The organism is Pantoea sp. MBD-2R, from assembly GCF_039134845.1.
Taxonomy (GTDB): domain Bacteria; phylum Pseudomonadota; class Gammaproteobacteria; order Enterobacterales; family Enterobacteriaceae; genus Erwinia.
Window position 1 is genome coordinate 562,226 of record NZ_CP152417.1, and the last position, 25,184, is coordinate 587,409.

General features: G+C 56.7%; 24 protein-coding genes and 1 pseudogene. 6 read left to right on the forward strand and 19 right to left on the reverse strand.

All coding sequences use genetic code 11. The features are described 5' to 3' along the window. Nucleotides 1-13 precede the first annotated feature (13 nt). Nucleotides 14-1,009, reverse strand: a complete 996-nt coding sequence (locus AAGQ96_RS02430; protein ID WP_342754734.1) for a Gfo/Idh/MocA family oxidoreductase — start codon at nucleotides 1,007-1,009, stop codon at nucleotides 14-16. A 185-nt stretch (nucleotides 1,010-1,194) separates the two neighbouring features. On the opposite strand from AAGQ96_RS02430, the gene AAGQ96_RS02435 reads away from it, so the two are divergent. Further along, nucleotides 1,195-2,886, forward strand: coding sequence for a chloride channel protein (locus tag AAGQ96_RS02435; protein ID WP_342754735.1), 1,692 nt, complete (start codon nucleotides 1,195-1,197; stop codon nucleotides 2,884-2,886). 4 nt (nucleotides 2,887-2,890) lie between these two features. Here the strand turns inward: AAGQ96_RS02435 and AAGQ96_RS02440 are convergent, their stop codons facing one another. Further along, nucleotides 2,891-3,391, reverse strand: a complete 501-nt coding sequence (locus tag AAGQ96_RS02440; protein WP_147194674.1) for a M48 family metallopeptidase — start codon at nucleotides 3,389-3,391, stop codon at nucleotides 2,891-2,893. Nucleotides 3,392-3,581: 190 nt separating this feature from the next. On the opposite strand from AAGQ96_RS02440, the gene AAGQ96_RS02445 reads away from it, so the two are divergent. Beyond that, complete coding sequence (locus AAGQ96_RS02445; RefSeq protein WP_147194677.1) at nucleotides 3,582-4,085, forward strand: thioredoxin family protein; 504 nt, start codon at nucleotides 3,582-3,584, stop codon at nucleotides 4,083-4,085. A 127-nt stretch (nucleotides 4,086-4,212) separates the two neighbouring features. On the opposite strand, the pseudogene AAGQ96_RS02450 reads toward AAGQ96_RS02445, so the two are convergent. Further along, nucleotides 4,213-4,344 (reverse strand): annotated as a pseudogene (locus AAGQ96_RS02450) (nucleoside triphosphatase NudI); the annotation flags it as partial. Nucleotides 4,345-4,435: 91 nt separating this feature from the next. On the opposite strand from AAGQ96_RS02450, the gene rlmG reads away from it, so the two are divergent. Next, complete coding sequence (gene rlmG / locus AAGQ96_RS02455) at nucleotides 4,436-5,563, forward strand: 23S rRNA (guanine(1835)-N(2))-methyltransferase RlmG (protein ID WP_342754736.1); 1,128 nt, start codon at nucleotides 4,436-4,438, stop codon at nucleotides 5,561-5,563. A gap of 30 nt (nucleotides 5,564-5,593) precedes the next feature. On the opposite strand, the gene AAGQ96_RS02460 is transcribed toward rlmG, so the two are convergent. The 12 genes from AAGQ96_RS02460 to galB all read right to left on the reverse strand — a co-directional run bounded on the left by AAGQ96_RS02460 (nucleotide 5,594) and on the right by galB (nucleotide 16,643). Then, nucleotides 5,594-6,304, reverse strand: a complete 711-nt coding sequence (locus AAGQ96_RS02460) for a polyphenol oxidase family protein (RefSeq protein WP_342754737.1) — start codon at nucleotides 6,302-6,304, stop codon at nucleotides 5,594-5,596. Nucleotides 6,305-6,364: 60 nt separating this feature from the next. Continuing rightward, entirely contained in the window at nucleotides 6,365-8,371 is a 2,007-nt protein-coding gene (locus AAGQ96_RS02465; protein ID WP_342754738.1) for an NADPH-dependent 2,4-dienoyl-CoA reductase, read from the reverse strand. Between the two features lie 119 nt (nucleotides 8,372-8,490). Further along, nucleotides 8,491-8,919, reverse strand: coding sequence for a type II toxin-antitoxin system VapC family toxin (locus AAGQ96_RS02470; RefSeq protein WP_147194690.1), 429 nt, complete (start codon nucleotides 8,917-8,919; stop codon nucleotides 8,491-8,493). Further along, complete coding sequence (locus AAGQ96_RS02475) at nucleotides 8,916-9,170, reverse strand: type II toxin-antitoxin system Phd/YefM family antitoxin (protein WP_342754739.1); 255 nt, start codon at nucleotides 9,168-9,170, stop codon at nucleotides 8,916-8,918. The genes AAGQ96_RS02470 and AAGQ96_RS02475 overlap by 4 nt, the downstream gene beginning before the upstream one ends. Nucleotides 9,171-9,272: 102 nt before the next feature. Next, nucleotides 9,273-10,568: a cytochrome c gene (locus AAGQ96_RS02480; RefSeq protein WP_342754740.1), complete on the reverse strand. Its 1,296-nt coding sequence runs from the start codon at nucleotides 10,566-10,568 to the stop codon at nucleotides 9,273-9,275. Next, nucleotides 10,565-12,178 (reverse strand): GMC family oxidoreductase, encoded by a 1,614-nt coding sequence (locus AAGQ96_RS02485; RefSeq protein ID WP_342754741.1) that lies wholly within the window; start codon nucleotides 12,176-12,178, stop codon nucleotides 10,565-10,567. The genes AAGQ96_RS02480 and AAGQ96_RS02485 overlap by 4 nt, the downstream gene beginning before the upstream one ends. After that, entirely contained in the window at nucleotides 12,171-12,686 is a 516-nt protein-coding gene (locus AAGQ96_RS02490; RefSeq protein WP_342754742.1) for a sugar dehydrogenase complex small subunit, read from the reverse strand. Before AAGQ96_RS02490 ends, AAGQ96_RS02485 begins: the two co-directional genes overlap by 8 nt. A 23-nt stretch (nucleotides 12,687-12,709) precedes the next feature. After that, a complete protein-coding gene (locus AAGQ96_RS02495; RefSeq protein ID WP_342754743.1) occupies nucleotides 12,710-13,150 on the reverse strand; it encodes a heme-binding protein in 441 nt (146 codons plus the stop codon). A 1-nt stretch (nucleotide 13,151) separates the two neighbouring features. Next, the gene (locus AAGQ96_RS02500) at nucleotides 13,152-14,036 is read right to left on the reverse strand and encodes a DUF1932 domain-containing protein (protein WP_342754744.1); all 885 of its coding nucleotides are present in this window, start codon (nucleotides 14,034-14,036) and stop codon (nucleotides 13,152-13,154) included. A 15-nt stretch (nucleotides 14,037-14,051) separates the two neighbouring features. Next, complete coding sequence (locus AAGQ96_RS02505; protein WP_147194707.1) at nucleotides 14,052-15,194, reverse strand: 4-oxalomesaconate tautomerase; 1,143 nt, start codon at nucleotides 15,192-15,194, stop codon at nucleotides 14,052-14,054. A 1-nt stretch (nucleotide 15,195) separates the two neighbouring features. Next, a complete protein-coding gene (locus tag AAGQ96_RS02510; RefSeq protein WP_147194710.1) occupies nucleotides 15,196-15,909 on the reverse strand; it encodes a 4-carboxy-4-hydroxy-2-oxoadipate aldolase/oxaloacetate decarboxylase in 714 nt (237 codons plus the stop codon). After that, nucleotides 15,906-16,643: a 4-oxalmesaconate hydratase gene (gene galB / locus AAGQ96_RS02515; protein WP_342754745.1), complete on the reverse strand. Its 738-nt coding sequence runs from the start codon at nucleotides 16,641-16,643 to the stop codon at nucleotides 15,906-15,908. The genes AAGQ96_RS02510 and galB overlap by 4 nt, the downstream gene beginning before the upstream one ends. A gap of 127 nt (nucleotides 16,644-16,770) precedes the next feature. Here galB and AAGQ96_RS02520 point away from each other — a divergent pair, with 127 nt between their 5' ends. Continuing rightward, on the forward strand, nucleotides 16,771-18,009 hold the full coding sequence (locus AAGQ96_RS02520) for a LysR family transcriptional regulator (protein ID WP_342754746.1): 1,239 nt from the start codon (nucleotides 16,771-16,773) through the stop codon (nucleotides 18,007-18,009). A gap of 69 nt (nucleotides 18,010-18,078) precedes the next feature. On the opposite strand, the gene aroQ is transcribed toward AAGQ96_RS02520, so the two are convergent. Genes aroQ through AAGQ96_RS02540 form a run of 4 tightly spaced genes read right to left on the reverse strand, consistent with a single transcriptional unit; the run spans nucleotide 18,079 to nucleotide 21,999 of the window. Further along, on the reverse strand, nucleotides 18,079-18,510 hold the full coding sequence (gene aroQ, locus AAGQ96_RS02525) for a type II 3-dehydroquinate dehydratase (RefSeq protein WP_147194717.1): 432 nt from the start codon (nucleotides 18,508-18,510) through the stop codon (nucleotides 18,079-18,081). 10 nt (nucleotides 18,511-18,520) lie between these two features. Beyond that, on the reverse strand, nucleotides 18,521-19,345 hold the full coding sequence (locus tag AAGQ96_RS02530) for an amidohydrolase family protein (protein WP_147194720.1): 825 nt from the start codon (nucleotides 19,343-19,345) through the stop codon (nucleotides 18,521-18,523). Beyond that, nucleotides 19,345-20,604 (reverse strand): gallate dioxygenase, encoded by a 1,260-nt coding sequence (locus tag AAGQ96_RS02535; protein ID WP_147194723.1) that lies wholly within the window; start codon nucleotides 20,602-20,604, stop codon nucleotides 19,345-19,347. The genes AAGQ96_RS02530 and AAGQ96_RS02535 overlap by 1 nt, the downstream gene beginning before the upstream one ends. Before the next feature lie 15 nt (nucleotides 20,605-20,619). Beyond that, nucleotides 20,620-21,999, reverse strand: coding sequence for an aromatic acid/H+ symport family MFS transporter (locus AAGQ96_RS02540; RefSeq protein ID WP_147194726.1), 1,380 nt, complete (start codon nucleotides 21,997-21,999; stop codon nucleotides 20,620-20,622). A gap of 876 nt (nucleotides 22,000-22,875) precedes the next feature. Between AAGQ96_RS02540 and AAGQ96_RS02545 the strand changes: the two genes are divergently transcribed. Together AAGQ96_RS02545 and AAGQ96_RS02550 are read left to right on the forward strand one after the other, a co-directional pair. After that, nucleotides 22,876-23,499: a carbonic anhydrase gene (locus AAGQ96_RS02545; RefSeq protein ID WP_147194728.1), complete on the forward strand. Its 624-nt coding sequence runs from the start codon at nucleotides 22,876-22,878 to the stop codon at nucleotides 23,497-23,499. Continuing rightward, a complete protein-coding gene (locus tag AAGQ96_RS02550) occupies nucleotides 23,496-24,965 on the forward strand; it encodes a SulP family inorganic anion transporter (RefSeq protein ID WP_342754747.1) in 1,470 nt (489 codons plus the stop codon). The genes AAGQ96_RS02545 and AAGQ96_RS02550 overlap by 4 nt, the downstream gene beginning before the upstream one ends. The last annotated feature ends 219 nt before the right edge of the window (nucleotides 24,966-25,184 follow it).

Genomic DNA, 25,184 nt, shown 5'->3' on the forward strand with positions numbered 1-25,184 from the left:
TATTTAGAAATATTTACACTACGGGATGAGGTAACTCATCTGCCGGGAAAACCACGCCGGTCTGGTGACGGATCTCCGTCAGCAGTTTTGCCGTCGAGCGGCTGGTGGTGAGGCCAGGATGATTCACCTCATTGTTTTCCACCAGCCGGACAAAAGCTTCTGCCTCATACAGCAGCGGATTGATATGCTGTGGCTGGCTCAGATCCTGCGGTTTTGCGCCACGTGGCACAAAGCGAATACCCTGACACTCGGCAATCTGCTCAATAACCAGCGAGCCTTCTTCGCCCTGAATTTCACTCGGAATTTCTGACTGACTGATTTTTGAATGAAGCAGCGTGACGTCGAAATCGCCGTAGTCCATGACGACTGTACCGTGCCCGTCAACGCCGCTGGCGAGCAACGATGCTGTCGCGCTAACGGCATACGGTTCGCCCCAGAGGGCGATCGCCGTGGCCAGACAATAAAAGCCGATGTCCATAATGGAGCCATTCGACCAGGCAGGGTTAAACGTATTGGGATTTTCGCCGGCCAGATAGCGTGAATAGCGGGAAGAATACTGGCAGTAGTTAAAGACAACCTTACGCAATTTTCCCACTTTTGGCAGCGACTGCTGTAGGATCAAAAAATTAGGCAGACTGGCGGTTTTAAAGGCTTCAAACAGAACCTGTTGATTGTCGCGCGCGCAGGCAATCATCGCTTCAACTTCCCGGCTGTTCGATGCCAGCGGTTTTTCGCAAATCACATGCTTCTGATGCTGTAAAAACAGCAGCGTCTGCTGGCAATGCAGCGCGTTAGGGCTGGCGATGTAAACCGCATCGACATCGTCAGACTGCGCCAGCTGCTCCAGCGAAGTAAAAAGATGCGCTACCGGATAATCACTGCTGAAGGCCTGAGCCTGTTCCAGCGTACGCGAATAGACAGCCGTCAATTTCATTTTGCCAGTTTCATGTGCGGCATCGACAAACTGGCGGGTAATCCAGTTAGTTCCTACGACAGCGAAGCGAATCATTGTGGGTTCCACAGGCTAAGAATAGCTAAAACGAAGGCCGTTCTGACTCACGGCATGAAATATCAGAGTAGCATGTGAGATGAGAGGGGCAATGCTAAAAAAAACGATGCACTGACTATTTGATTTTTAACGTATCTTCTCGCACGCTAAGCACAGACAGGCCGTTTCCGGGGTAAACGAACACAATGAATAGTGGCAGTAAACATGCACTCAACTGGACCAGCATTCTGGTCGCGATCCCGACCGGTTTTGCCGCTTCGCTGGTAACGCTGGGATTCCGGCGGGTCATTGAACTGATTAACTCACTGGTGTTTGGCACTCGACAGGATGTGACTCAGGCGATCGGCGTTTATCCGTGGTACTTCTGGCCGCTCATTGTCGGTATCGGTGGGCTGATTGCCGGCTTCTTTCTGCGCTATGCTACCGCGATTGAGCAAAAAGAGACGGTGCGCACCGATTATCTGGAAGTGATCAACGCCCGACTGGATGCGGTGCCAACCAAAACCTCGTTATTCCGCGCGCTCTCCTCAATTGCCAGCATCAGCAGCGGCGCTTCCATTGGGCGTGAAGGGCCAATGGTGCAGCTTTCCGCGCTGTGCGGCAGCCTGATGGGGCGGCTGTGCTTCAAAAATCTGCCGCTGAAGAACACCGATGTTGTGGCAATGGCCGCGGCGGCTGGCCTTTCATCGGTCTATCATGCACCGCTGGCGTCAGCGATTTTCGTCGCGGAGATCGCGTTTGGCATCTCGGCTCTGCAACGGCTGATCCCGCTCATTATCTCCTCGGGCGTTGCGGTATTGACCATGTGGACGCTGGGCTACCGTTCGGCTATTTATCCGTTTTCGCATGCGCAGTTTGAGCTAACGCCGGGCACGATTGCACTGACAGTGGTGATTGGCCTGCTGGCTGGTTTGATTGGTTGGACGATGATTTGGCTGATTGCCCAGAGCCGAAAACGTTTTGCCAGGCTTAAAAGTCTGCCGCTGCGGCTGGGGGTGGGCGGCGTGCTGGTGGGCATACTGGCTATTGCAACGACTAACGTGCTGGGCAACGGTTACGAAGTGATTGTGGAAATCATGGCCGGTGGCTTCGTCCTGAAAGGGCTGTTGATCTTGCTGGCCTTGAAGATGATAGCGACAGCCGTTTCCGTTGGCTCCAATGCGGTCGGCGGCCTGTTTACGCCTTCGTTGCTGATTGGCGCGGTGCTGGGCGTGCTGGTGGCAACGCTCGCCAGCCATGCGGGATTCCCGGTGGGCAACGCGGTTATTTTTGCTGCGGTAGGCATGGGCGCGGTGCTGGCCTCGGTGAGTCAGGCGCCGCTAATGGCGATGCTGATGGTGCTGGAAATGACGCTGAACAGCAGCCTGCTGTTTCCAACAATGATTGCCTGCGTACTGGCTTCGATGACGGTTTACCGCCTGCAATCCAGCAGCACCTATCCGGTAATCAAAAATCACTTCAGCCGCTCCGATGCTAAATTCGATTTTGATAACGGCATTATTTCGCAGTTTATCGTCTCCGGTGCCGCGCTGATGCCGGACGACTCTGTCGGTAAAGCGCTGGCGGTCAGCTCGCTAAAGCGTGAACGCTTTGTCTATGTCATTAGCGAAACAGGCCAGTTTTTAGGCGCGGCTTCTATCCACGATATCTCGCGCAAAGTGCTGGATAAAGAGATCACCCTGGATTCGCCGGTCAGCTGCGTGACGGATGCTGCTTTTCCCACTATTTTTGCTAATCAGACGATTACGGAAGGCTGGGAAGCCTTCGCCCGCGGCACGCTGGAGCGGCTGCCGGTACTGAACAATCCTCACGAGCGGAAATATCTGGGGGCACTGACCAAAACCAGCCTGATTCAGAAAGCGAAGGATTTTCTGTGATATGTCAGGCTTCTTTACCGCGCAATGCCTGCTCGGTTAGCCACAGACGCGTATCGAACTCCAGCTGATGATATTGCGGTTCCATATGGCAGCAGAGCTGATAAAAGGCTTTGTTATGATCTTTCTCTTTAATATGCGCCAGTTCATGTACCACGATCATTCGTAAAAACGCTTCTGGCGCTTGCTTAAAGATGGTCGCCACGCGAATTTCTGCTTTCGCCTTCAGCTTGCCGCCCTGCACGCGGGAAATCGCGGTATGCAGACCCAGCGCGTGCTTCATCACTTTGATTTTGCTGTCGTAAATCACTTTATTCAGCGGCGGCGCGTTGCGCAGGCACTGGTTCTTCAAGTCCAGCGCATAGTCATATAGCGCTTTATCGCTGGTAATGTTGTGGCTGTCGGGATAACGCTTTTGCAGCACTTCACCCAGCCGCTGCTGATCGATCAGCTGCTGCACCTGAGAGAGCAGTGACTCCGGATAACCCTGTAAATACAAAAAAGACACGGACGGCCCTTACATTGCGTTGCGCCGATTACCGGCAGCAAAACCGGAATTTTACCATGCGCATGAGGCGATCGGCTAACCTTCATCCGTCTTCCCGCTTAAGCGCCGTGGTGCGGGTATCTGATTGCAAGCATGGGTGCCTTTTCGCATACTGTCAGCTATTCCGGCAGAGCGCCCAGACGAGAGAATCATGATGATTAATTTTAAAGAGTTGTTCAGCGCGGGAGCGAGCTTTAACGCATTCGCCACCACCGGCCTTGCTGGGGAAATCAAGGCGGTGGAAGAGGCTCGCACTAAACTGGCATCACTGCCCGAGTCCCTGAAAGAAGAGGTGCGGGCTGTTCAGGGTAATTATTATCTGCTTACCGCCGCAGAGCTTTGGTGCCCGGACTGCCAGCGCAACGTTACGGCCATGCAGTTTCTCAGCGAGCTACAGCCCACAATCCAGCAGGCGATCATCAGCAAAAGTCGTGCTGAACGTAGCCTGATGGCGGCGCTGCAGCTGGAGAAAATACCGGTGCCTTTTACCGCCATCCTCAATGCAGATTTTGAACTGCTTGGCACTTTTGTTGAAAGGCCGCAGGCGGTTATCAATGGCGATGACGAGGTTCTGCAACGCTATCGGCAAGGCGAGCTGCTGGGCGAAACCGTGAAAGATATCCTCGCCGTCATTCAGCAATCAGCAGCGGCTTAATCGGCGTGATGGCAGCCACGGCATCGCTGAATTAAGCTGCCGTGGGCGGCCGTTATCTGCAACGCATTGCTGCCGATCCGTAATATTCAGCGGTGAATCATGCGTAATTTTTATCGAGGATTGCATATTAAATGAATCCTTTTTGGATAAAGGTGACCCGAGTCGCCTCATTTAAATCCATATTCTTCATGGTCTCAGGCGATACCCAAATAACTTCCTGAAATTCTTCGTTAAACATAATATTCCGATTAGCACTAACATAGCGGCAACCGGCCAGTTGTAAGAAAAACGTTTACTGTCGGGCCGTTTTAGGGGATAAATCGCGGGAATTTTACCAAGCCGGAGATCCCATGAGCCAACTCGAACTGAGCCACCGCACGCTGACGCTGCATCGTTTTCCCCAGATGCGCGAAGAAAGCCCGTTGCAGGCGTGGGATGCCGCCGACGAATATCTGCTCAGACAGATTGCCGATACGCCAGCCAACGGGCCGACGTTAATTTTTAATGACACCTTCGGCGCGTTGGCCTGCGCGCTGGTGGGAGAAGATCTCTACAGCATCAGCGACTCGTGGATCAGCCAGCAGGCGACGCGGCAGAACCTGATGAATAACGGCATGGACGAAGGCGACGTACACTTCATCGACAGCCTCGCACCGCTGCCTGTTGCGCCTGCTCGCGTGCTGATCAAGATCCCTAAGACGCTGGCGCTGCTGGAACAACAGCTGCGTGCGCTGCGCGCTGTTGTCACCCCGGAAACACAGGTTATTGCCGCTGGCAAAGCGAAGGATATTCATACTTCCACGCTGCAACTGTTTGAGCGCGTACTCGGCAAAACCACCACCTCGCTGGCAGTGAAAAAAGCCCGTCTGATTTACTGTACGCCGGCGCTGCCTGAACTGGCTGATGCGCCTGAGACCTTCTCATGGCCGCTGGACGGTACCGATTATCACATTCATAACCATGCCAACGTGTTTGCCCGTAGTGGCCTGGACGTCGGTGCGCGTTTCTTTATGGATAATCTGCCGGAAAACATTGAAGGCGAAATCGTCGACCTGGGCTGCGGCAACGGCATCATCGGCCTGCTGGCGCTGGAACAGAACCCTGCCGCCGAGGTGCACTTTATTGATGAATCCTGGATGGCCGTTGCCAGCAGCCGGATGAACGTAGAGGTAAACCGTCCGCAGGATGTTGATCGCAGCCACTTTGCGGTTAACAACTCGCTGGCGGGCTTCCCGTCCGATCGCCTGCATGCGGTACTTTGTAACCCGCCGTTCCACCAGCAGAACACCCTGACCGATCACATTGCCTGGCAGATGTTCCGCGATGCGCGTCGCTGCCTGCAATACGGTGGCGAGCTGCGCATCGTCGGCAACCGCCATCTGGATTACTATCGTAAAATGAAGAAGCTGTTTGGCAACTGCACCACCGTCGCCTCTAACCAGAAATTTGTCATCCTGCGTTCAGTCAAATTACGCTGATTCTACCGCCGCATCCTGCTGATGCGGCGCCTATCGCCGCTTTATCCACGAAAATCGCTGCTGATAGCCATGCCTGAAATGGCTGTTGCGGCGATAGCTCGCCTGTTCTTCCGCCATGCAATAGGTGCAGATGCCGCTCAGTTCGATTTGCGCTTCCGGCACGCCTTCCCGTATCGCCATACGTTTTGCCAGCAGCGGCAAATCAAACCATATTCCCTGCGTGGTAGCGATCGCCTGGGGCCGGACGGCCTGTGGATTGACGCTCTGCTGGGTTGAGCAGGCCAGCAGTGGCGTCACATTGGCAGGATTTTGCTGACGAATCTCAGCGAGACGATCTTCGCCCAACTCGTAACAGCAGCAGCCAATTGACGGGCCGATAGCGATCAGCAGGCTGTCTGGCGTAGCGCCACGGCTGTACAAACGGTGAATGGCGTTGATCAACACGCCGCCGAGCGCGCCGTTCAGCCCGGCATGTACAGCAGCCACCTGTTGCGTGCGCGTATCGGCAATCAGCACCGGCAGGCAGTCGGCGGTGTAAACCGCCACGGGACGGGTGCCGCTGGCGATCAGTCCATCGGCCTGCTGGCTTTTTACCGGCAGGGCTTCACTGTCCAGCAGCACGCGGGCGCTGTGGCGCTGATGATTATAAATGCTTGTTTCCGGCGGCTGCTCACCGGCGGGCAGGAAGCGATGATCGAGCCAGTCGGGGGCGGAGAGCAGGGAGGAAGTCCAGGTCAGCATGCGTGTTTCCTTTATTCAGCGGTCGGCTGAAAGCAGTCTACCATTGCCACCGAGCTACCGTTATATCGTCAGTGCCAGCCGTGTACCTTGTGCTATCGCCCGACGGGCATCCAACTCCTGCGCCACGTCGGCACCGCCAATTATATGCACCCTTTTTCCGTTAGCGGTTAGCGCTGCCGCCAGTTGGCGATTCGGCTCCTGACCTGCGCAAATGACTACGTTATCCACTTTCAGTACCGCAGGCTGGCCTTCGCGCCAAATATGCAGTCCCCGATCGTCGATCTTCAGGTATTGCACGCCGCCCCACATCTGCACCTGGCGCATTTGCAGACTGGCACGATGGATCCAGCCAGTGGTTTTTCCCAGTCCGGCACCCGGTTTGCCGGGCTTGCGCTGGAGCAGCCAGATCTGACGCACGGGTTTGGGCGGTTCAGGCGGCACCAGGCCGCCAGGCTGTTGTAAGGTTTGATCGATGCCCCATTCCTGGCAGAAGGCAGCGATGTTCAGGCTGGTGGATTCACCATGCTGGCTGAGATACTCGGCGACATCAAAACCAATCCCGCCCGCGCCGATAATGGCCACGCGCTGGCCGACCGGTTTTTTATCACGCAAAATATCGAGATAGCTGAGCACGCTGGGATGATCGATGCCGGTAATCTCCGGCGTGCGTGGTAAGACACCCGTCGCCAGCACCACGTCGTCAAATTCAGCCAGATCGGCAGCGCTTACCGTCTGGTTCAAATGCAGCACCACGTTGTGGATTGCCAGCTGACGCGAAAAGTAGCGCAGCGTCTCACTAAACTCTTCTTTGCCGGGGATCTGGCGCGCCAGATTGAATTGCCCGCCGATCACAGACGCGCGATCGAACAGCGTAATCTGATGACCACGCGCGGCCGCGTTGACGGCAAAGGCCAGTCCGGCAGGCCCGGCCCCAACCACCGCGATGTTTTTTGGCCGGGCTGGCGTCATGACGATTTCTGTTTCATGGCAGGCGCGGGGATTGACCAGGCAAGAGGTGATCTTGCCAGCAAATATCTGGTCGAGGCAGGCCTGATTACAGCCGATGCAGGTATTGATCTCATCGCTACGACCAGTCTGCGCTTTTTGCACAAACTGCGCATCGGCCAGAAAAGGCCGCGCCATCGAAATCATATCGGCGCAGCCATCATCGAGCAGAGCCTGCGCCACGTCAGGATGATTGATACGGTTGGTGGTAATTAACGGAACATGTAAATGCGCTTTGAGCTGCTTTGTCACCCAGCCAAAAGCGCCACGCGGCACCGAAGTGGCGATGGTCGGGATACGGGCTTCATGCCAGCCAATACCGGTATTGATCAGCGTGACGCCCGCCTGCTCAATAGCCAGTGCCAGCCGCAACGTTTGCGGCAGCGTATTGCCCTGTTCAACCAGATCCAGCATCGAAAGCCGGTAAATAATAATAAATTTGCGGCCCACCGCTTCCCGTACTGCCCGAACGATCTCAACGGCAAAGCGCATCCGGCGCACTTCGTCTCCACCCCATTGATCGCTGCGGTGATTGGTTCTGGCGGCGAGAAACTGATTTATCAGATAACCTTCGGAACCCATAATTTCCACGCCGTCATAGCCCGCCTCCCTCGCCAGCGTGGCGCAGCGGGCGAAATCAGCGATCAGCGCCAGAATATCTTCATGGTTTAAAACATTAGGCGTAAACGGATTGATTGGAGCCTGAAGCGGGGAGGGCGCAACCAGCGAAGGCTGGTAGCTGTAGCGGCCTGCGTGGAGGATCTGCATGGCAATTTTGCCGCCTGCCTGATGCACGGCATCGGTGACCTGGCGATGAGGTTCCAGCTGCGCCCGACAATTCAACACGGAAGCACCCGCCATCACCACACCTTCCGGTGAAGGCGCAATGCCGCCGGTGACAATCAGCGCCACGCCCGCAGCGGCGCGTTCGGCGTAGAAGGCTGCAAGGCGACGTGCGCCATCAGCGTGTTCTTCCAGCCCGGTATGCATCGAGCCCATCAGCACGCGATTTTTCAGCTGGGTGAAACCCAGATCGAGGGGAGAAAACAGAGAAACGCCCATAGCAGCCCGCGAATAAGTGGTCGGATGAGTTTCACTGTAGCGGTGAAAAAGGCGGGCGGAAAGTTGTGAATGCGGGAGTGTGATGCAGCGCCAGGAATTCTTCCGTGATGCGTGAATCGCTACTGGATCCAGCCCCACGGATTGAGCACCTTTACGCCCAGACCTTCGAAATCCTGCGTGTTGCGCGTCACCACGATCATCCCGTGACGGTAAGCCGTTGCGGCGATCATCGCATCGTTGGCTGAACGATGATCCGGCACATGGAGGCTTGCGCAGTACAAGGCCGTTTCAGTATCGAAAGGCAGGACGCGACCAGCAAACTCCCGCAATACGGCCGATTCAAACCAGTTGCGCAGCATGTTGCCTTGAGAGCTGTCCCGGCGTGAGACCTGGAGAATGCCTTTCTCTATTTCCATCAGGGTGATGGCAGAGACAAACATGTCTCCCGCTTCTACCGTCTCTGTCCACTGAGCAACATGGACGTCCATCTTCGGCGTCCTTGCCTTACGTAATTCAGATATCACATTGGTGTCGAGCAAATATCTCATGAAAAATCCACGTCCCTGAATCCGATGTTTCCACGTTCTGGTTCAAAATCAAGTTCAGCCACGCCCGGCATCGCCAGCGCGTCCTGAATATTACGTCGTGAACCGGTTAGCTTTTTGTAGTCGGCAAAGGTGAGCAACACATGGGCTGGCTCACCGCGATCCGTAATATAGACTGGCCCGCTTTCAGCCAGTTTCTTCGCCTGCGAGACTTGCTGATTAAAGGTGCGGCTGGAGAGAGTGGTGATGGTCATCGCCGTCTCCTTGTTATGTAGGTACATATCTACATAATACGCCGAACGAATAAAAATTCAACAGCCATTGAGGGTAAATCAATCACTTCAACCCGGCAATGTTTAACGCATCGCACTCTCACCCTGACCATAAACCGGCGGCGAAGCCAGCTTCGCGGCCTTGCGCAATTCAGCGACCTGTTTCGCGGTCACGCTGGCGGCAGAAGGGTTGCCGAACTGACGGCTCACGTAATTACTGACGTCGGCCACCTGCCGATCGCTCAGTTCAGGCGCAAAAGGCGGCATAAAGATTTCGCCCTCAGCCATTCGACGATGAACGCCGTTCAGCACCACAGAAACCAGATTGCGGCTGTCGCTGGCGCCGGTCGTTGTATGGCTGTAAAGCGACGGGTAAGCGCTAAAACCCTGGCCGGAGCCGCCGCCCTCCGCGCCATGGCAGCTGGCGCAGCTTCCGGCAAAAACGATGGCGCCAGCATCGGCCTGTTTCGTTCCCCGCAGCGTGGCCAGCGAACCCGCTTCACCCCACTGGTTGCGAGGCTTGCTCTGGGTGCTGTCGCTGGCGGGCTTAACGGTACGCAGGTAGCGCACAATATCACGCAGATCCTGCTCAGGAAGATATTGCAGGCTGTGCTCTATCGCTTCGGCCATCGGCCCTGAAGCGCTATCCTGACCGGCGACGAAACCGGTTTTCATGTAGTCGACCAGCTGGTTTTCACTCCAGCTGCCAATGCCGGCATGCTGGTCAGGCGTGATATTCCAGGCGATCCAGCCGCCAAGATCGCCGCCCGCCAGCGGCCGATCGCGATCCATGCCTTTAGTCAGATTGCGCGGTGTATGGCAGGTGCCGCAGTGCGCCAGCGCTTCCACCAGATAGCGGCCATTATTCCATTCTGCGCTCTGGCTGGGATCCGAGTGGATCTCACCCTGATCGAGGTTCAGCCATTTCCAGAAACGTAGCCCCCAGCGCTGATTAAAAGGAAACGGCAGCCGGGTTTCTGGCGAAGGTTCATGCACGCCGGGCAGGGATAACAAATAAGCGCGGATTGCCAGTACATCCTCACGCCGCATTTGGCTGAATGAGTCATACGGCATGGCGGGATAAAGCTGTTTGCCGTCTTTACCCGTTCCTTCCCGCACGGCCGCCACAAACTCTTCTTCGCTCCAGCTGCCAATGCCGTACTGCCGGTCGGCAGAGATATTGCTGCCGTAAATCTGCCCGAATGGCGTACTCACTGCAAAGCCACCGCCAAAAGGTTTACCGTTGGTCGCCGTATGGCAGGCCGCGCAGTCCGCCGCCGTAGCCAGATATTTTCCCCGCTGGATTTGCGTCTGGTCAGCGTACACCGGTAACCCGCAGCCTGCGGCCAGTGCGCAGAGCAACAGCATTAACATTTTCATGCGTTCACTCCCAGGCTTGCCAGCACGCGGTCCGCCATCAGCAGCGCCAGCGCCGTGCCGGTCAGCGTGGAGTTCACGGTAGAGGCGGAAGGCATGATGCCCGTTCCGGCAATAAACAGGTTGGGATGATCGTGCGTGCGACAGTCGGCATCTACCACGGAGTTATGCGCCTCTCTGCCCATGATCATCGTGCCGGTAATATGCTGATTGTTATCGTAACTACCTCGTTTGCTGTAGATCGCTTCGGTGCCGCCCATTTTGCTGACGATGCGCTGGAAATCCTGCACCGACTGGTCGTAACCCCGATGCACATACTCTGGAAAACGGTAATAAACCTCCAGTTTGGGAATGCCCCAGGCATCTTTTGCCGTTTTGCTGAGCACCACGCGGTTCTCCGGTTCTGGCAGCATCTCCAGCAGGCATTTGAGCTGCACAAAATGGGCGGCCTGCCACGCCAGTTTGTCGTTCAGCGCTTTGCCGTAATAGCCGCTTCGCACCAGACGTTCGGTGAGATAACGCACCGGAGAGGTATTCGCCAGATCGATCCGCAGCGCCGAACGTTCAGCCCTGAAAGCACCGTCTCGCATGTTATTGATGCTGCCGGGCCGCATCGGACCCCGACCAAACCAGACCGGTTCGTCAGCATAGAACTCAACGGAAGAACCCGGATGATCCATCAGGTTGCGACCTACCATGCCCGAGCTGTTAGCCAGCCCGTGGGGAAATCGCTCGCTGGTGGAAAGCAGCAAAATTTTGGGGCTTTCGATGCCGTTAGCGGTAAGAACAAACTGCTTGCCCGTTACGCGATGGCTGGTTTTGTTGCGATCCAGAAAATGAACGGCCTGGATAACGCCGCGATCGTCCGCCTCAATACGATAAACCACGGCGTTAGCGATAATTTTTACTCCAGCATCCAAAGCCTTCCGGGCAGAAATGCCGCCGTGATACTGCGCGTCAATCGGGCACACTGGCATGCAGTTGTTGTTACCGCAGCAGGCTGGACGACCATCATACGGCTGGCTGTTGCGCGCCTGAGGGCCAATCCCCACATCGTAGCCCGAAGAGGCCAGGCGTCGCTTGATCTGCTCAAAACCCCAGGGCAGCGGAATGCCGGGCAGCGGATAAGGCCGCGAGCGTGGCGAGTCCAGATCGCTATCGCCGGATACGCCCATTTGATACTCCGCCTCGCAGTAATAAGGCTCCAACTGGGCATAGCTAAGCGGCCAGTCGCGACCGATGCCGTACAGCGTGTTGATGCGCATATCGTTAGGCAACAGGCGAAAAGCCTGGCCAGCCCAGTGCCAGGTTGTGCCGCCGGTGCCGCGTAAATATTGCGCCCGATAGGGATCCGGGCCTTTCTGAATCAGATAGTTGTTATCAGTAGGGATAAATTTCGGCTGCGGTGCCCAGGGCTGCGGCGGATAGGGCTCGGTAAAATCGCCTTTAAACGGCGAATTGCGAAAATATTCCACCGCTTCATCGCGCTTGATTTCCGGGCCGGATTCCAGCATCAGCACCGACACGCCAGCCCGCGCCATTTTCAAGGCGGCGAGCGAACCGGCAATCCCTGCGCCAATCACAATGACGTCTGCGCTTAGTGACTCAGGCATGCGAGTTCTCCTGATGCGGCGGATGGATCCAGAAGTCGGGTTCGCCTGGCGCATAGCTGGGCGGCAGCAGCGACGTTTTGACCAGCCGGTAGCTAACGATATTTTCAAAGGCGAGACACTCAGGCTGAGCAACGTTCACCACGCCAAGATACCAGCCGGAGATCAGCGCCTGGTAGAGGTCGCGCAGAGCGGATGACTGCTGAGCGATAACCGTCAGCAGCGCGTTTCCCTGAAGATCTGGCTGACTGGTGAGCAGGGCGCTCAGGCGCTGTATATCCCCGTCGGGATCGTCAAATTGCTGATGCAGCCAGCTGTAAAGACGCCGGGCCAGTAACGGATCGGGCTGCGCCATGCCGGTCAGCATCTGCGAGAGAGTCATAAAGTGCGCCGGCACGCTAATGGCCTCAGCCGGTGGCGCATAAGCGAAAACGGGCAGCCACCGGGCGGCGATGCTGGCGGCAAAAAGCCCCGCCGAGCCGGCTAAAAGCCGGCGACGTGTAAGTGACATGAAGGGATCCTTGTGAAGGCGGGTCAGTTCAGCGTGGCAGCTGCGGATTCTGACGCCGAATTGTCCAGTTCCTGTTTGGGTGTACTGACGCCTACTGCGCCGACAACTTCACCGTGGAGGGTAAGGGGAAAGCCGCCACCGAGGGCGACCGCCTGAGGGATAGCCAGCACGCTGGTTTCACCCTTTTGCAGCCGTTGCATAAATTTCAGCGTTGGCGTGCGGTAAAGCGCCGAGGTGCGGGCTTTGCCGATCGAAGCCTGCACACAGCCGGGCGGCGCGTTATCAAAGCGCTGGAAGGCCAGCAGCAGGCCGCTGCTGTCAACGACGGCCACGCAGCCAGTGCTGTTGGCGGCGGAAAGCTGGCTTTTTACCTGACTGATGATCCGGCCGGTTTGCGCCGCATCAGGGGTTGCCGCGCTACATTGAGCGGCGGCAGCCAGCAGTAAAGCGAAACGAAATTTCATATCACTCCTTCGGATAAATGCGTTCCAGCGCCTGCTGCCAGACAAACGGCTTCAGCTGTTGATAATGCAGCCCGCGCAGGGCAATGGCATCCACCAGTCCCTGCTGTGTGGCGACAATGCCCAGGCTCATTGCTGGCGAAACGTTAACGTCCTGCAATGTTTGCACCACTTCACGCATCTCTTCAGCGCGTCGCTGTCCATGTTCGGCCACCCGGCTAATCAGGTAGTCCGGCAGCGTCGTATTCCAGCCCAGCGAGGGGAAACTGGCGTGCAGAGAATCCAGCACCGCCTGCTCAACGCCATACTGACGGGCGGCGCTCAGGCATTCGGTGGTCAGCGCTTCCAGTCCTTTGATCATTACGCTACGGCACATTTTAATCGCCGAGGCTTCGCCGACGTCGCGGCTGCGATACTGACTGTTGAAACCCAGTTCACGCAGCTGTCCGTCGATCGTTTCGGCCGTCGTGCCGCCAAGCAGCAGCGGGGTTTGCAAACGCTGAGGCGGCACCGGTGCCATCACCGCAACGTCGATATAGGCCGCGCCTGCGGCTTCCACGATCTCTGCCGCTGCCAGCTTGGTGGCGGGCGCAACCGAGTTCAGATCCAGAAAGGTTTGTCCGGCTTTCAGATTGGACGCGGCGGTCAGCGCCACGTTCAGCGCTTCAGAAGCCGTTACCGTCGAGAAAATCAGGCTGGCGTTTTGCAAGGCTTCGTCGAGCGAACGAGCGAGGCGAACGCCCGACGCCGCTGCTTTCTGTTCCATTTCCTGACGGGTTTCAGCGTTGAGCAGTTTGCGGTCCCAAACGGTCACTGTTGCATGAGCCGCCAGATCACGGGCAAGAATGCCGCCCGCTTCGCCGAAGCCGATAAAAGCGATATTTATCATGGCAGTAATCCTTATTTACGAGGAAGGGAGGGTCACCTCAAAGTGGTAGCCCGCCAGCTGGGCGTTCTGTTCACCGATTGTGGCTGGCCAGACTGCTGCCGGGATCATCACCTCGCCAGCAAAAATCAGCCGCGCCGTACGCAGCAATCCTGCGCCGGTCAGCGCGTGCTGCTCGTTACGCCTTAGGAGCACGCTGAATTCGCCGGTGGGATGCTCCACGCTCAGACGTTGCGACAGTGCGTCGGTGACGTTTGCCAGCCCGTCTGCCACGCTTCCCGCCAGCAGGCAGGCGCTGGCAACGCTAACCGCGCCCAGTACGCCTATCGAAGCGTGGCAGCGATGCGGAATAAAAGTGCGGCTGCCGATCGTTCCACCCGCCCGGGGTTCGGCCAGCAGCGTCATCTTAGGTACGGTGCGCTGGCTGACATCACCCAGATTCATCAACGGCCCGGCCTGAAGGCGGATCGCTTCCAGACGATCTTTAAGCTGCCGATCGGCATCCAGCTCTTCGCGGGTTTCATAACCGCTGCGTCCCAGATCGGCAGCCCGCACCAGCACCACCGGCATACCGTTGTCGATGCAGGTCACGTCGATGCCGTCAAAACGATCGCGAACCTGACCGGTGGGCAGCAACGCGCCGCAGCTGGAACCGGCAATATCGCTGAAGTTCAGCAGCACTTCCGCCGCCGTTCCCGGCACGCCGTCGATTTTCAGGTCGCCGTCGTAATCCACCTGGCCCAGCGGCGTGGCAACCTGAGCGATTGCGATCTGCCCGGTGTTTTCCATAAAGATCCGCACGCTGGTCTGCGGATCGGTAGCCGCAATCAGGCCACGCTCCAGCGCGAACGGGCCAACTGCCGCGAGGATATTGCCGCAGTTTTGCCCGTAATCCACGCTGGCCCGATCGACGTTGACCTGAGCGAACAGATAATCGACATCGGCATCCGGGCGGGCAGAGCGGCGCACGATCGCGACTTTACTGGTCAGCGGATCGGCACCGCCCAGGCCGTCGATCTGGCGACTGTCCGGCGATCCCATCACCGCCAGCAAAACGCGATCGCGCAGATCCCGATCTTCTGGCAAATCTTCCGCCAGGAAGCAGGCGGCTTTTGAGGTTCCCCCGCGCATCAACAGGCAGGGAATGCGGCGCTGGCGCATATCAGTTCTCCAGATCGTCGGCGCTGTCCACATAGCGCAAGCCTTTTTCCGCCAGGCGCGGCCGCATCTGATAAATATCCAGACCCAGCTCGCCCGCCGCCATCCGCGCACGCTTGCTCTCTTCCAGCTCTTCACGCTGGCGGGCGCTCTCGGCTACCCGGGCAGCTTCGGCGCGCGCCACCACGACCACGCCGTCGTCATCCGCGACGATCACATCGCCAGGATTAACCAGCTGGCCCGCGCAAATCACCGGCACGTTGACCGATCCGAGCGTCTCCTTTACCGTTCCCTGGGCGTAAATCGCCCGTGACCAGACGGCAAAGCCCATCTCCCGCAGCGTCCGCGAATCTCTCACACCGTGATCGGCAATCAGCCCGATAACGCCGCGAGCCTGCAAGGAAGTCGCCAGCAGATCGCCGAAGAAGCCGTCCACACAGGGAGAAGTGGGCACGGCCACCAGAATATCGCCCGGCTGACACTGTTCCACGGCAACGTGAAACATCCAGTTGTCGCCAGGTGCCAGCAGCACGGTGACCGCGCTGCCCGCGATACCCTTATCCTGCTGAACCGGACGGATAGCGGGATCGAGCAGGCCTTTTCGCCCCTGGGCTTCATGAACGGTTGCCACACCGGAAGCCGCCAGCGAGGCGATGTCCCGTGCTGCGGCACGCTGGATATTGCGCACCACCACGCCTTTTTTACCGAGCTGACTCATGCCAGATCCTCCGTCACGCGTGGGAAGATGCTTTGATAGCCTTCGCCATAAACGATGTCGCGCGCGGCAGTGATGCCGACGTTGCGTTTGGCCTGAACGCCTCGCTGCTGGGCAACGCGCGTGTAGTATTCCCACAGGTGTTCCTGACCGGCCATGCACTGGATGGCGGCGTATTTTTTATCCCACACGCTGGTAATATCCAGCAGCACGTCCGGCTTCCAGTTGCACTGTTCAGGCTGGTGCGGCTCAAAGCAGTAGACCGGCGGCGCGGCAACAATTTTTTCGCCGGGGCGATAGCCTTCGGCCTGGGCAATGATGCGTGCTTCCTGTGCCAGATGCGTTGCCATCGGGTGATCGTAGTTATAAGGATCATGCAGCGAGTGGCTGAGCACAAAGTGCGGCTGGATGCGGCGGTAGACGTCCGCCAGGCGGAACAGCGCCTCTTTATCGGCACGCAGCGGGTAATCACCCATATCAAAAAATTCGATGGTGGCACCGAGGATTTCAGCGGCGGCCAGTGCTTCGCTACGGCGCGCTTCTTTGACTTTTTCTTCCGTCATGTTGCCTTTGCGCCACAGTTTAGCGGATTCGCCACGTTCGCCAAACGAGAGGCAGACGACGTGAACGCTATAGCCCTGCTGCTGATGCAGCGCGATAGCACCGCCTGCACGCCAGACGAAATCGGCAGAGTGAGCACTGACCACCAGCGCGGTTTTTTCAGAGTTTGCAGTCATTTTCAGGTTCCTTTGCGTTTTTTTTCATGCTGGCACTCAGGGCGTTCTGGCGATAATTCATTTGTTTGCAGCAGGTATGCGTTTTATTTATAGTGCGGGTCAGATCAAGCTTTAAAAAGGGCGCGAAATGCCGCAGGAAATCACCCGAAGTGAGCTGGTAAACCTGATGCAAATCAGGGCGTTTGTGCAAGTTGTCAGTCAGGGAAGCGTGTCGAAAGCGGCCGATGAATTATTTCGTACTCAGTCTGCGGTAACCCGCGCAATTCGTGATCTGGAACTCACTTTGGCGGTATCGCTGTTCGAGCGTCACGCAGGCGGCATGCGTTTGACCGATCTCGGCAACTGCATTTTGCCGCGCGCCAAAAGGGCGATTGAAGAGTTGCATCTGATCCCGCATCAGCTGGCCCGCCTGTTAGCCAAAAGTAGCGATAAGGCCGAAGCGGAACCGCTGTGGCTTTATAACGTCCGGCGGCTGCAAATTTTTATCACGCTTTGCCAGACGCGCCATATGCAGTCGGTCGCTATGCAGCTTGGGCTAAGCCAGCCTGCGGTCAGTGCCGCGCTAAAAGTGTTGGAAAACGGTGCGGGAGTCGCGCTGCTGGAACGTACGCCGCACGGTATGGTGCCTTCGCTTGCCGGACGGGAGATTGAACCTGGGATCCGCAGGGCGCTGAACGAGCTGCGCCATATCCCGGCTGATATTGCGGCCAGAAAGGGGATCCTGACGGGCACGGTCAGAGTGGGCGCGCTGCCGCTGGGACGGACGCGCCTGTTGCCTCAGGCCATTGTCCGGCTGACCGAACGCTATCCGGGGATCAAAGTCGTCACCAGCGAAAGTGCCTGGGGCATGCTGGCTGCGGAAATGCGCTCGGGCGATATCGATTTTATTTTTGGCGCGCTGCGTAACACCCTGGATATCAGAGACATCAGCAGCGAGACGCTGTTCTCGGAAGAGATGGTGCTGGTGGCGAGGCGCGATCATCCGCTGGCAAAAAAGGCCGACATTATGCAGGCATTGCCCCAGGCGCGTTGGGTGCTGCCTCGTTCCGCCACGCCCGCGCGCAGCCTGCTGAATAATTGCTTCGTCGCCATGGGGATCCCCGCGCCCGATCCGGTCATCGAGAGCGGCGACCTGGCTTTGGTGCGTGGCCTGCTGCGTGACTCAGATATGCTGGCAGCCGTGTCCCGCCATCAGCTGGAAGTGGAGCTGGCTTCGGGCGAGCTGATCGCGCTGCCGATCCCGCTGCCCAATACAAACCGTCCTATCGGCCTGAGCTACCGCACCGGCTGTCTGCATTCTCCTGCCGCAGACGCGCTGATTGGCTTTCTGCGCGAGGTCTGCCAGGCAGAAGGCCGCTTTGAATAACGGATCGCCTGCGGGAAGCCAACGGCTGCTGTCATCCTCCCGGCACGCCGTCATAAAAGGGCTGAAATGTTATTCCACCCTGGCCGCCTCCATCAGCGCATAGCGATAGCCGCGAATGCCATAACCGCAGATCACCCCTTGCGCCACATCCGAAAGGTAAGAGTGATGGCGGAACGGTTCGCGCTTATGCACGTTAGTAATGTGTACTTCCCACAGCGGCAGAGCAACGCCCGTTACCGCATCGCGGATAGCGACTGAAGTGTGGGTCCAGGCGGCGGGGTTGATCACCAGCGCCTGCGCCTGATGGCGCGCTTGCTGGATCCAGTCGATCATTTCGCCTTCGTGGTTGGTCTGGCGGAAGTCGATGGCAATATCCAGTTCGGCAGCGGTGGCCCGGCATAGTTGCTCTACCGTGGCCAGCGTATCGCTGCCGTAGGTTTGCGGCTCCCGCGTACCCAGTAAATTCAGGTTTGGCCCGTTCAGGACAAAAACAGTTTTCATTGGTCTCTCCTCAGTCATCAAAGCCAAAAAGGCGATACGGCGTCTCCCACATCACCTGGCGACGCGTGTTCATCTCAGGGATCAGCTTCTCCATCAGCATCAGTTGGGTGCCCATCTCCATCCTTTCAGTGGCGCGCAGAAACGGCCAGTCGGATCCCCACATGCAGTTTTCAGCCCCGAAGGCTTCCAGCAGCGCCAGAAGATAAGGCTGGGCATCGCGCCACGGATAAGCCTGGCGGGAAAATTTCGCCAGCCCGGAAAGTTTGACGAAGGTGCGCTGCTGACCGGCCAGCGAAAGCAGAGCCTGAAACGCGGGCTGATCCAGCCCGGCATTGACCTCAGGACGGCCGCTGTGGTCGAACAGCAGCCTGGTACGCGTGCGTTTCAGCAGCGGCATCAACGCCAGCAGCTGGTCGTCCTGCACCTGAACCTGCGCGAACATATCCAGTTCTGCCAGGCGGCCCATCAGTCCATCCAGCTGAAGAAAAGGCGCGGTGCCAAGCATGGCGACATTAAAAGCGATGCCGACCACCCCCTGGCTTTTCAGCGTTGCCAGCGTCTCGCTGTCGACGTCGAAGCGGGTGACGGCAATGCCTTTATGCCGTCCCTGGCCCTGTTGCAGCGTGTCCAGCAAACAGCGGTTATCGGTGTTGTAAGCCGAGGTTGGCCCGACAATCAGCGAATGGCGAATGTTGTAGGCTTCCATCGCCGCACGATAACCGGCCGGCGTCGCCAGCTCGTGGCCCGCCGGCTGATAGCTGCTGGAGGCATCGTAAGGAAAGCGCGCCGGATCGAAGACGTGATGATGGCAGTCGATAACGGGAAAATCATTCATCAGGCTGATTTCCCCGCGACGGAATAGAGCACCTGCTGATTACGCGTTTTCTGGAACTCTTCCAGCGACAGACCGCGCATTGCCGAGTAGATATGCAGGTTGGAGACGCCGACCACCGCACCCAGTTTTTCCAACAGGAAAAAGCTGACGCCATAATGGATCATGCCACGCCAGTCCAGTTCGCTAAGCAACCGACGCTCTTCTTCGGTGAGCTTTGCCTCTTCATATAAGCCAGCAGGATCCTGACGGAAACGCTCGCGCCAGGCGGGCTGGATCATGTTGTGCAGGAAGCGATTGATCCGCAGCGCTTTCAGGCTGCGCGCCTGCGTAAAGGGATAGGTGCCGGGCAGTTTTTCCACGCCGCTAAGCTGCAAATTGATCTTGTCCCGCTGACGCTGCTGAACGTCGAACGGCGCTTCCCGGGCCTGATTTTCGAGGATCAGCGTGGCGATGCCGGTCATGGAAGGCAGATAGTAAGCCTGATGAAGTTTCTCAACGTTGGCCGACAACGCACCGCGCATCACCAGCCACATGATCACCTCAGCGCCTTCAAGGCCGCCAAGCGTGGCGTACTCTGCCAGGGTGATTTCCGTCAGGCGCTCGGGATCGTTAACCAGCATGTCGACAAACTGCGCATCCCATTCCGGATTATTAAAGCCGCAGCGCTCGCCGTGCACCTGATGAGATACGCCGCCGGTGGCCACGATAGCAACCTTAAGATCCTGCGGAAAACTCTCTACCGCACGCCGCAGCGCCTGGCCCAGCTTGTAGCAGCGACGGGCGCTGGGGATCGGGAATTGCAGCACGCCAATCTGCAAAGGCACTACCTGCATCGGCCAGCCGTTTTCGCAAGGCAGCAGCGCCGAGAGCGGCGAGAACAGGCCGTGATCCAAGGGTTTATCCTGGAAGAAGGACATATCGAATTCGTCGGCCATCAGGCTGGCACCAATATGCTGAGAAAGCTCAGCATGGCCTTTGATCGGCGGCAAATCGCGCGGGCCGCCGCCCTCATCGGCAACCGCATAGCTGTCATCAATGCCCAGCGTGAAAGCCGAGTAGTGATCGAAAAAGAAGGACGTCACGTGATCGTTAAACACGTAAACCAGCACGTCGGGTTTTTTCTCCTCCAGCCAGCGCTGCATCGGCGCAAAACCATCAAAAATCGGCGCCCAGGCACCTTCCTGCTGCTTGTTATGGTCGACCGCAAAGCCGATGGTCGGGGTATGTGATACCGCCAGTCCGCCTATAATTTTTGCCATTTCAGACCTCTTCACTTATCGGTTATTCATCGTGCGCGACAGGGCAGGCAGATCGTTAAGCTCCACGCCTTTGATCTGTCGGGTAACCTGCGCGTGTTGATGTTGAGTAATAGAAAGCGCTGCTAACAAAGCAGGCAGCGACAAAATGATAAAAATGCTGGTTTGTCCCGGGAACACGCCCAGCAGTACGCCACCCAGCGACGAGCTGAGGATGGCGCCGCTACGGCCGATGCCGTGCATCCAGCACACGCCGGTGGCGCGCATTTCTGTCGGGTAAAAGGCGGGAGAGAACGCTTGCAGGCCGGTTTGCGCGCCGTTAATACAGAGGCCGCTGACAAAGACCAGCGCCGCCAGCACGGTAGGACCAAAGCCCCAAATGCCTTGTGAAAGCAGGCACAGGCAGCCAGCAAGATAAAATGCGCCGATAACATATTTCGCCTTCAGGCGATCCATCAGGCCGCCGACCATCAGGCCGCCAACGGTGCCGCCAAGCTGAAACAGCCCGGCGACGATAGCCGCCCGTTCCAGTGAAACGCCGCCGGAACGCATAATCGTCGGCAGCCAGCCGTTCAGCAGATAGATAACAAACAGCCCCATAAAATAGGTCAGCCACAACACCAGCGTACCGCCCGCATAGCCACGGCTGAACAGTTGCAGCACCTGGGCTTTTTTAGGCACGATCGGCGCGGAAAGCACAAAGGCGGTTGCTGCCGTAAACTGGCCGCCCAGACGATTCAGCGTGATGGCTATTTTCTCCCGGCTGACGTTGCGCACCACCATATACATCGCAGACTCGGGCAGGAGCCAAACCAGCAGCGGTAGCATCAGTAGCGGGATGGCGCCGCCAAACAGTAAAACCGACTGCCAGCCAAAGTGGGGCACCATCCCGGCAGCAATAAACCCGCCAAGGCCGGAACCGATATTAAAGCCGCTGTACATCAGGGTGATCATCAGGCTGCGTCGACGTTCTGGCATATATTCCGACACCAGCGTAACGCAGTTGGGCATGACGGCGCCCAGCCCCAAACCGGTCAGAAAGCGTAACAGCGCCATCTCGACGGGCGAACGGGCAAAGGCGCTGGCGAGGCTGAAGCAGGCAAAGCAGGCGATGGAAAGCAGCAGGATTTTCTTACGACCCAGCTTATCTGACCAGGGACCGGCAACCAGTGCGCCAATGGCAACGCCAAACATCGCCGCGCCCAGGATTGGCCCCATTTCAGCCCGGGAGATCCCCCAGTCTTCAATCAGCGCCGGGGCGATAAATCCCATCACGGCGGCATCGTAGCCGTCAAAAAGGATGATGATGAAGCTCAGGGCCAGGATCAGCCATTGTCTGGTCGAGATGGAACGGGAATCGATCCATGCCTTTACGTCGACAACGTCGCGATTGCTCATAGGGTACGCTCTCTGTTTTTTTTATTAATCCGTGATCGGCTTAAAAAAAAATCAACCCATCCCGGATTGACTGACGATGTTTTTATAATTATTGAAGGTAAGTGCTCTTTGTTTTTTCATTTCAAAACAGCATCTTATATAAAATAATATTTTCAATGCCATAACCAAGTTAGGCGGCACCCCGCACTTTGTCTGCCATAAAATGGTTATAGAGCCATGAGTTTTGTTTATTGTGTGAGGCATATCGTTCTTTCTGACGTTGACCGGGACTGCGCGTTGGCAGGCAGCGATAAACGCGTACAGGTCAGCAAGGAGAGTGGGTAAACAGATTTATAAGGTACTGAACGGAGAGGGCTGCCTGAAATTAATTTGTAAAGATGTTAAAATATTTCCAGTTATTTCTGACGATTATTGATAAATGGCGTTATTACTATCTGCCTTATTTGTCCATTGCGAAATAAAGCAAAATATAACCCTGTCAGGACAAGGTTTTTAAATTTCCATTGCAGAGAGCAGCAAATAAAGAGACGGGAGTCCTGAATTTATTATCAGCTTAAACAATAGCTATTCCTTATGCTTAATTATTTATTTTAATTTAAATGTATGATTTTAATGATATTTTATCTAAAAATAAAACTCCTGGCGGTACTGCCAAAAAAACGCCTTTCAGGGAAGTTAATTTAAGAAAAATTACATTACTTATTCTGTTTAATGCCAGGATTAATCTTATTATTTATTTGGTGTTAAAAATGTTAGAACTTATTACAGCAGTTATGTACATACTGATGTTGAGGCGTTCCCTCATCTTTAACACTACCTGTCATTTATTTCTGGCGCTTTGGACTATTCCTGACGGACTGAAAGAGAGACTGTACTTTGACGACCCTAAAACCCCTGTTAGCGAAAAACCGCAGTTGGGCCTTGCAGTGCCGCCAACGCAATTCTCAATACTTCCAAAAAAATGTGCTTTCACAGCAGCCGCATTCATTATGGATTGGCTGTTCAGACAGCCGTGTCCCTGCCGAAGTGCTGACCGGTTCGCATCCCGGTGAACTGTTTGTACATCGCAATATCGCCAATATGGTCGCCAGCCATGACGATAATTTTATGAGCGTACTGCAATACGCCCTGGAATATCTCAAGGTTTCACGCATTGTGTTATGCGGCCACTACGGCTGCGGCGGCGTCCAGGCGGCTATTGCACTACCCACGCTTCCGCTGGCAGATGAAATTTCGCCGCTTGCCCGGCGTATTACCCAACTGCGTGAGGCGCTGGCAACCGGGCTTGCAGCAGCTCAGTCCATGGATGAAACGGCGCGCCTTAACCAGCTGGTTGAGGTCAACGTGCTGGCGCAGTTCGCGCATCTGGTGGGGACTGAGCCGGTGAAGAAAGCGTGGCAGGCAGGCGTGGAACTGGATGTTTTCGGTTGTGTGTATGACCTGCAAACCGGGCATCTGAAAGAGCTTATCCAGCAAAATGCAGAGGTAACTTCACCATGAATCTGTCCACCCTTCGTAAGGATATTCCTGCCGGTCTTGTGGTCTTTCTGGTCGCGCTGCCGCTCTGTCTGGGCATCGCGCAGGCCAGCGGGCTTCCACCCTTTGTCGGGCTGCTAACCGGTGTAATCGGTGGCCTGGTGGTGACCACCTTCAGCCCGTCAAAGTTTGCTGTTAGCGGCCCGGCCGCAGGACTGGTCACTATCGTTACCGGCGCCATTGAAACACTGGGATCGTTTTCTGCGCTGCTGCTGGCGCTGATTATTGCGGGCGTGCTGCAATTTTTACTGGGCGCTGTCCGTGCCGGGCGCTTTATCACTCTGGTGCCGGGAACGGTGATCAAAGGGATGCTGGCGGCAATCGGTATTTTGCTGATTATTCAGCAAATCCCGGTAGCGTTTGGCGCGGGCGAAGAGAATGAGGTGGACGGACTGGCCATTGCTGGCGCGTTCAGCGTTTCGATCTCTGCAATCGTCGTCTCCGGCGCTGGTCTGTTAATTTTATGGGCCTGGGGAACCCGTGCCGTGAAGAAGAGCAGGGTGCTGGGCTGGATCCCCGGCCCGCTGGTGGCCGTGTTGTTTGGCTGTATGGCGACGGTGCTTGGTGACCGCCTGTTTCCTGAACTGGTCAGTCACTTGCCGCGTATTTCACTGCCTGCGTTCGACAGCCTGCAGGCGCTGACCGGCGAGCTGCAAACGCCGAACTGGGCGGCCTGGCAAAATCCGGCGGTCTATATGGTCGCGGTGACGCTGGCAATTGTGGCCAGTCTTGAAACGCTGCTGAGCCAGGAAGCGCTGAAAAAGCTTCGTCCGCAAAATCCGCCGCCTTCACCTGATAAAGAGATGCGCGCGCAGGGGATTGGCAATCTGGTAAGCGGTTTTTTGGGCGGTTTACCCATTACGGCGGTGATTGTACGCAGCTCGGTAAACGTTAGCGCGGGCGCGCAGAGTAAGATCTCCATCCTGATCCACGGCGTGCTGCTGCTGGTTTGTGGGCTTTACTTCAGCAATTTACTGAACGCAATTCCGCTCGCCAGCCTGGCAGCGGTACTGCTTTACACCGGCTATAAGCTTGCCACGCCAAGACTGTTTGTTGAGCATGCCCGCCATGGTGCACAGCAGCTGGTGCCGTTCCTCGCCACCATCGGCGGTATCCTGGTGTTTGGCATGCTGGCAGGGATCGGGATTGGTCTGGTAACGCAGGTGCTGTTCAGTATTTATAAAAGCCATCACAACGCGCTAATGCTGACGCGCTATGACGACCACTATGTGCTGCGTTTTCAGCAGAACCTGACGTTTATGCACAATCCTCGCCTGAAAGGATTGCTGGCCGAGATCCCGGAAAATAGCGTGGTGATCGTCGATCACGACAACGCGGAATATCTGGATCCCGATGTTAAAGCGGTATTGAAGGATTTCGGCGAGGGCGCGAGTCAGCGAGGCATTGTGCTGAACCAGTGGCCGGTATAACTGGCCTGAGCGCAGTGCCTGGTGGTAAAAGGCTGGAGCACGCACGCATTTTTGTTATCTGGTGATGAAGAAAGAAGCGGAACGGAATAGACTGCGTGCCGGGTGCTCTGGATCTTTTGGTCCTGAGCCCAGGCAAGGGATGAAAAGAGAAAGGCCCCACCTGAAATAAATCAACGTGAGGCCAACCCTTATGCCTGGCAACATAAAGGTAGCCTTTTA

Bases quoted from the DNA above. Each gene is read 5' to 3' on its own strand.
- AAGQ96_RS02430 (WP_342754734.1), bottom strand. From the start codon at position 1,009: ATGATTCGCTTCGCTGTCGTAGGAACTAACTGGATTACCCGCCAGTTT.
- AAGQ96_RS02435 (WP_342754735.1), top strand. From the start codon at position 1,195: ATGAATAGTGGCAGTAAACATGCACTCAACTGGACCAGCATTCTGGTC.
- AAGQ96_RS02445 (WP_147194677.1), top strand. From the start codon at position 3,582: ATGATGATTAATTTTAAAGAGTTGTTCAGCGCGGGAGCGAGCTTTAAC.
- rlmG (WP_342754736.1), top strand. From the start codon at position 4,436: ATGAGCCAACTCGAACTGAGCCACCGCACGCTGACGCTGCATCGTTTT.
- AAGQ96_RS02460 (WP_342754737.1), bottom strand. From the start codon at position 6,304: ATGCTGACCTGGACTTCCTCCCTGCTCTCCGCCCCCGACTGGCTCGAT.
- AAGQ96_RS02465 (WP_342754738.1), bottom strand. From the start codon at position 8,371: ATGGGCGTTTCTCTGTTTTCTCCCCTCGATCTGGGTTTCACCCAGCTG.
- AAGQ96_RS02470 (WP_147194690.1), bottom strand. From the start codon at position 8,919: ATGAGATATTTGCTCGACACCAATGTGATATCTGAATTACGTAAGGCA.
- AAGQ96_RS02475 (WP_342754739.1), bottom strand. From the start codon at position 9,170: ATGACCATCACCACTCTCTCCAGCCGCACCTTTAATCAGCAAGTCTCG.
- AAGQ96_RS02480 (WP_342754740.1), bottom strand. From the start codon at position 10,568: ATGAAAATGTTAATGCTGTTGCTCTGCGCACTGGCCGCAGGCTGCGGG.
- AAGQ96_RS02485 (WP_342754741.1), bottom strand. From the start codon at position 12,178: ATGCCTGAGTCACTAAGCGCAGACGTCATTGTGATTGGCGCAGGGATT.
- AAGQ96_RS02490 (WP_342754742.1), bottom strand. From the start codon at position 12,686: ATGTCACTTACACGTCGCCGGCTTTTAGCCGGCTCGGCGGGGCTTTTT.
- AAGQ96_RS02495 (WP_342754743.1), bottom strand. From the start codon at position 13,150: ATGAAATTTCGTTTCGCTTTACTGCTGGCTGCCGCCGCTCAATGTAGC.
- AAGQ96_RS02500 (WP_342754744.1), bottom strand. From the start codon at position 14,036: ATGATAAATATCGCTTTTATCGGCTTCGGCGAAGCGGGCGGCATTCTT.
- AAGQ96_RS02505 (WP_147194707.1), bottom strand. From the start codon at position 15,194: ATGCGCCAGCGCCGCATTCCCTGCCTGTTGATGCGCGGGGGAACCTCA.
- AAGQ96_RS02510 (WP_147194710.1), bottom strand. From the start codon at position 15,909: ATGAGTCAGCTCGGTAAAAAAGGCGTGGTGGTGCGCAATATCCAGCGT.
- galB (WP_342754745.1), bottom strand. From the start codon at position 16,643: ATGACTGCAAACTCTGAAAAAACCGCGCTGGTGGTCAGTGCTCACTCT.
- AAGQ96_RS02520 (WP_342754746.1), top strand. From the start codon at position 16,771: ATGCCGCAGGAAATCACCCGAAGTGAGCTGGTAAACCTGATGCAAATC.
- aroQ (WP_147194717.1), bottom strand. From the start codon at position 18,510: ATGAAAACTGTTTTTGTCCTGAACGGGCCAAACCTGAATTTACTGGGT.
- AAGQ96_RS02530 (WP_147194720.1), bottom strand. From the start codon at position 19,345: ATGAATGATTTTCCCGTTATCGACTGCCATCATCACGTCTTCGATCCG.
- AAGQ96_RS02535 (WP_147194723.1), bottom strand. From the start codon at position 20,604: ATGGCAAAAATTATAGGCGGACTGGCGGTATCACATACCCCGACCATC.
- AAGQ96_RS02540 (WP_147194726.1), bottom strand. From the start codon at position 21,999: ATGAGCAATCGCGACGTTGTCGACGTAAAGGCATGGATCGATTCCCGT.
- AAGQ96_RS02550 (WP_342754747.1), top strand. From the start codon at position 23,496: ATGAATCTGTCCACCCTTCGTAAGGATATTCCTGCCGGTCTTGTGGTC.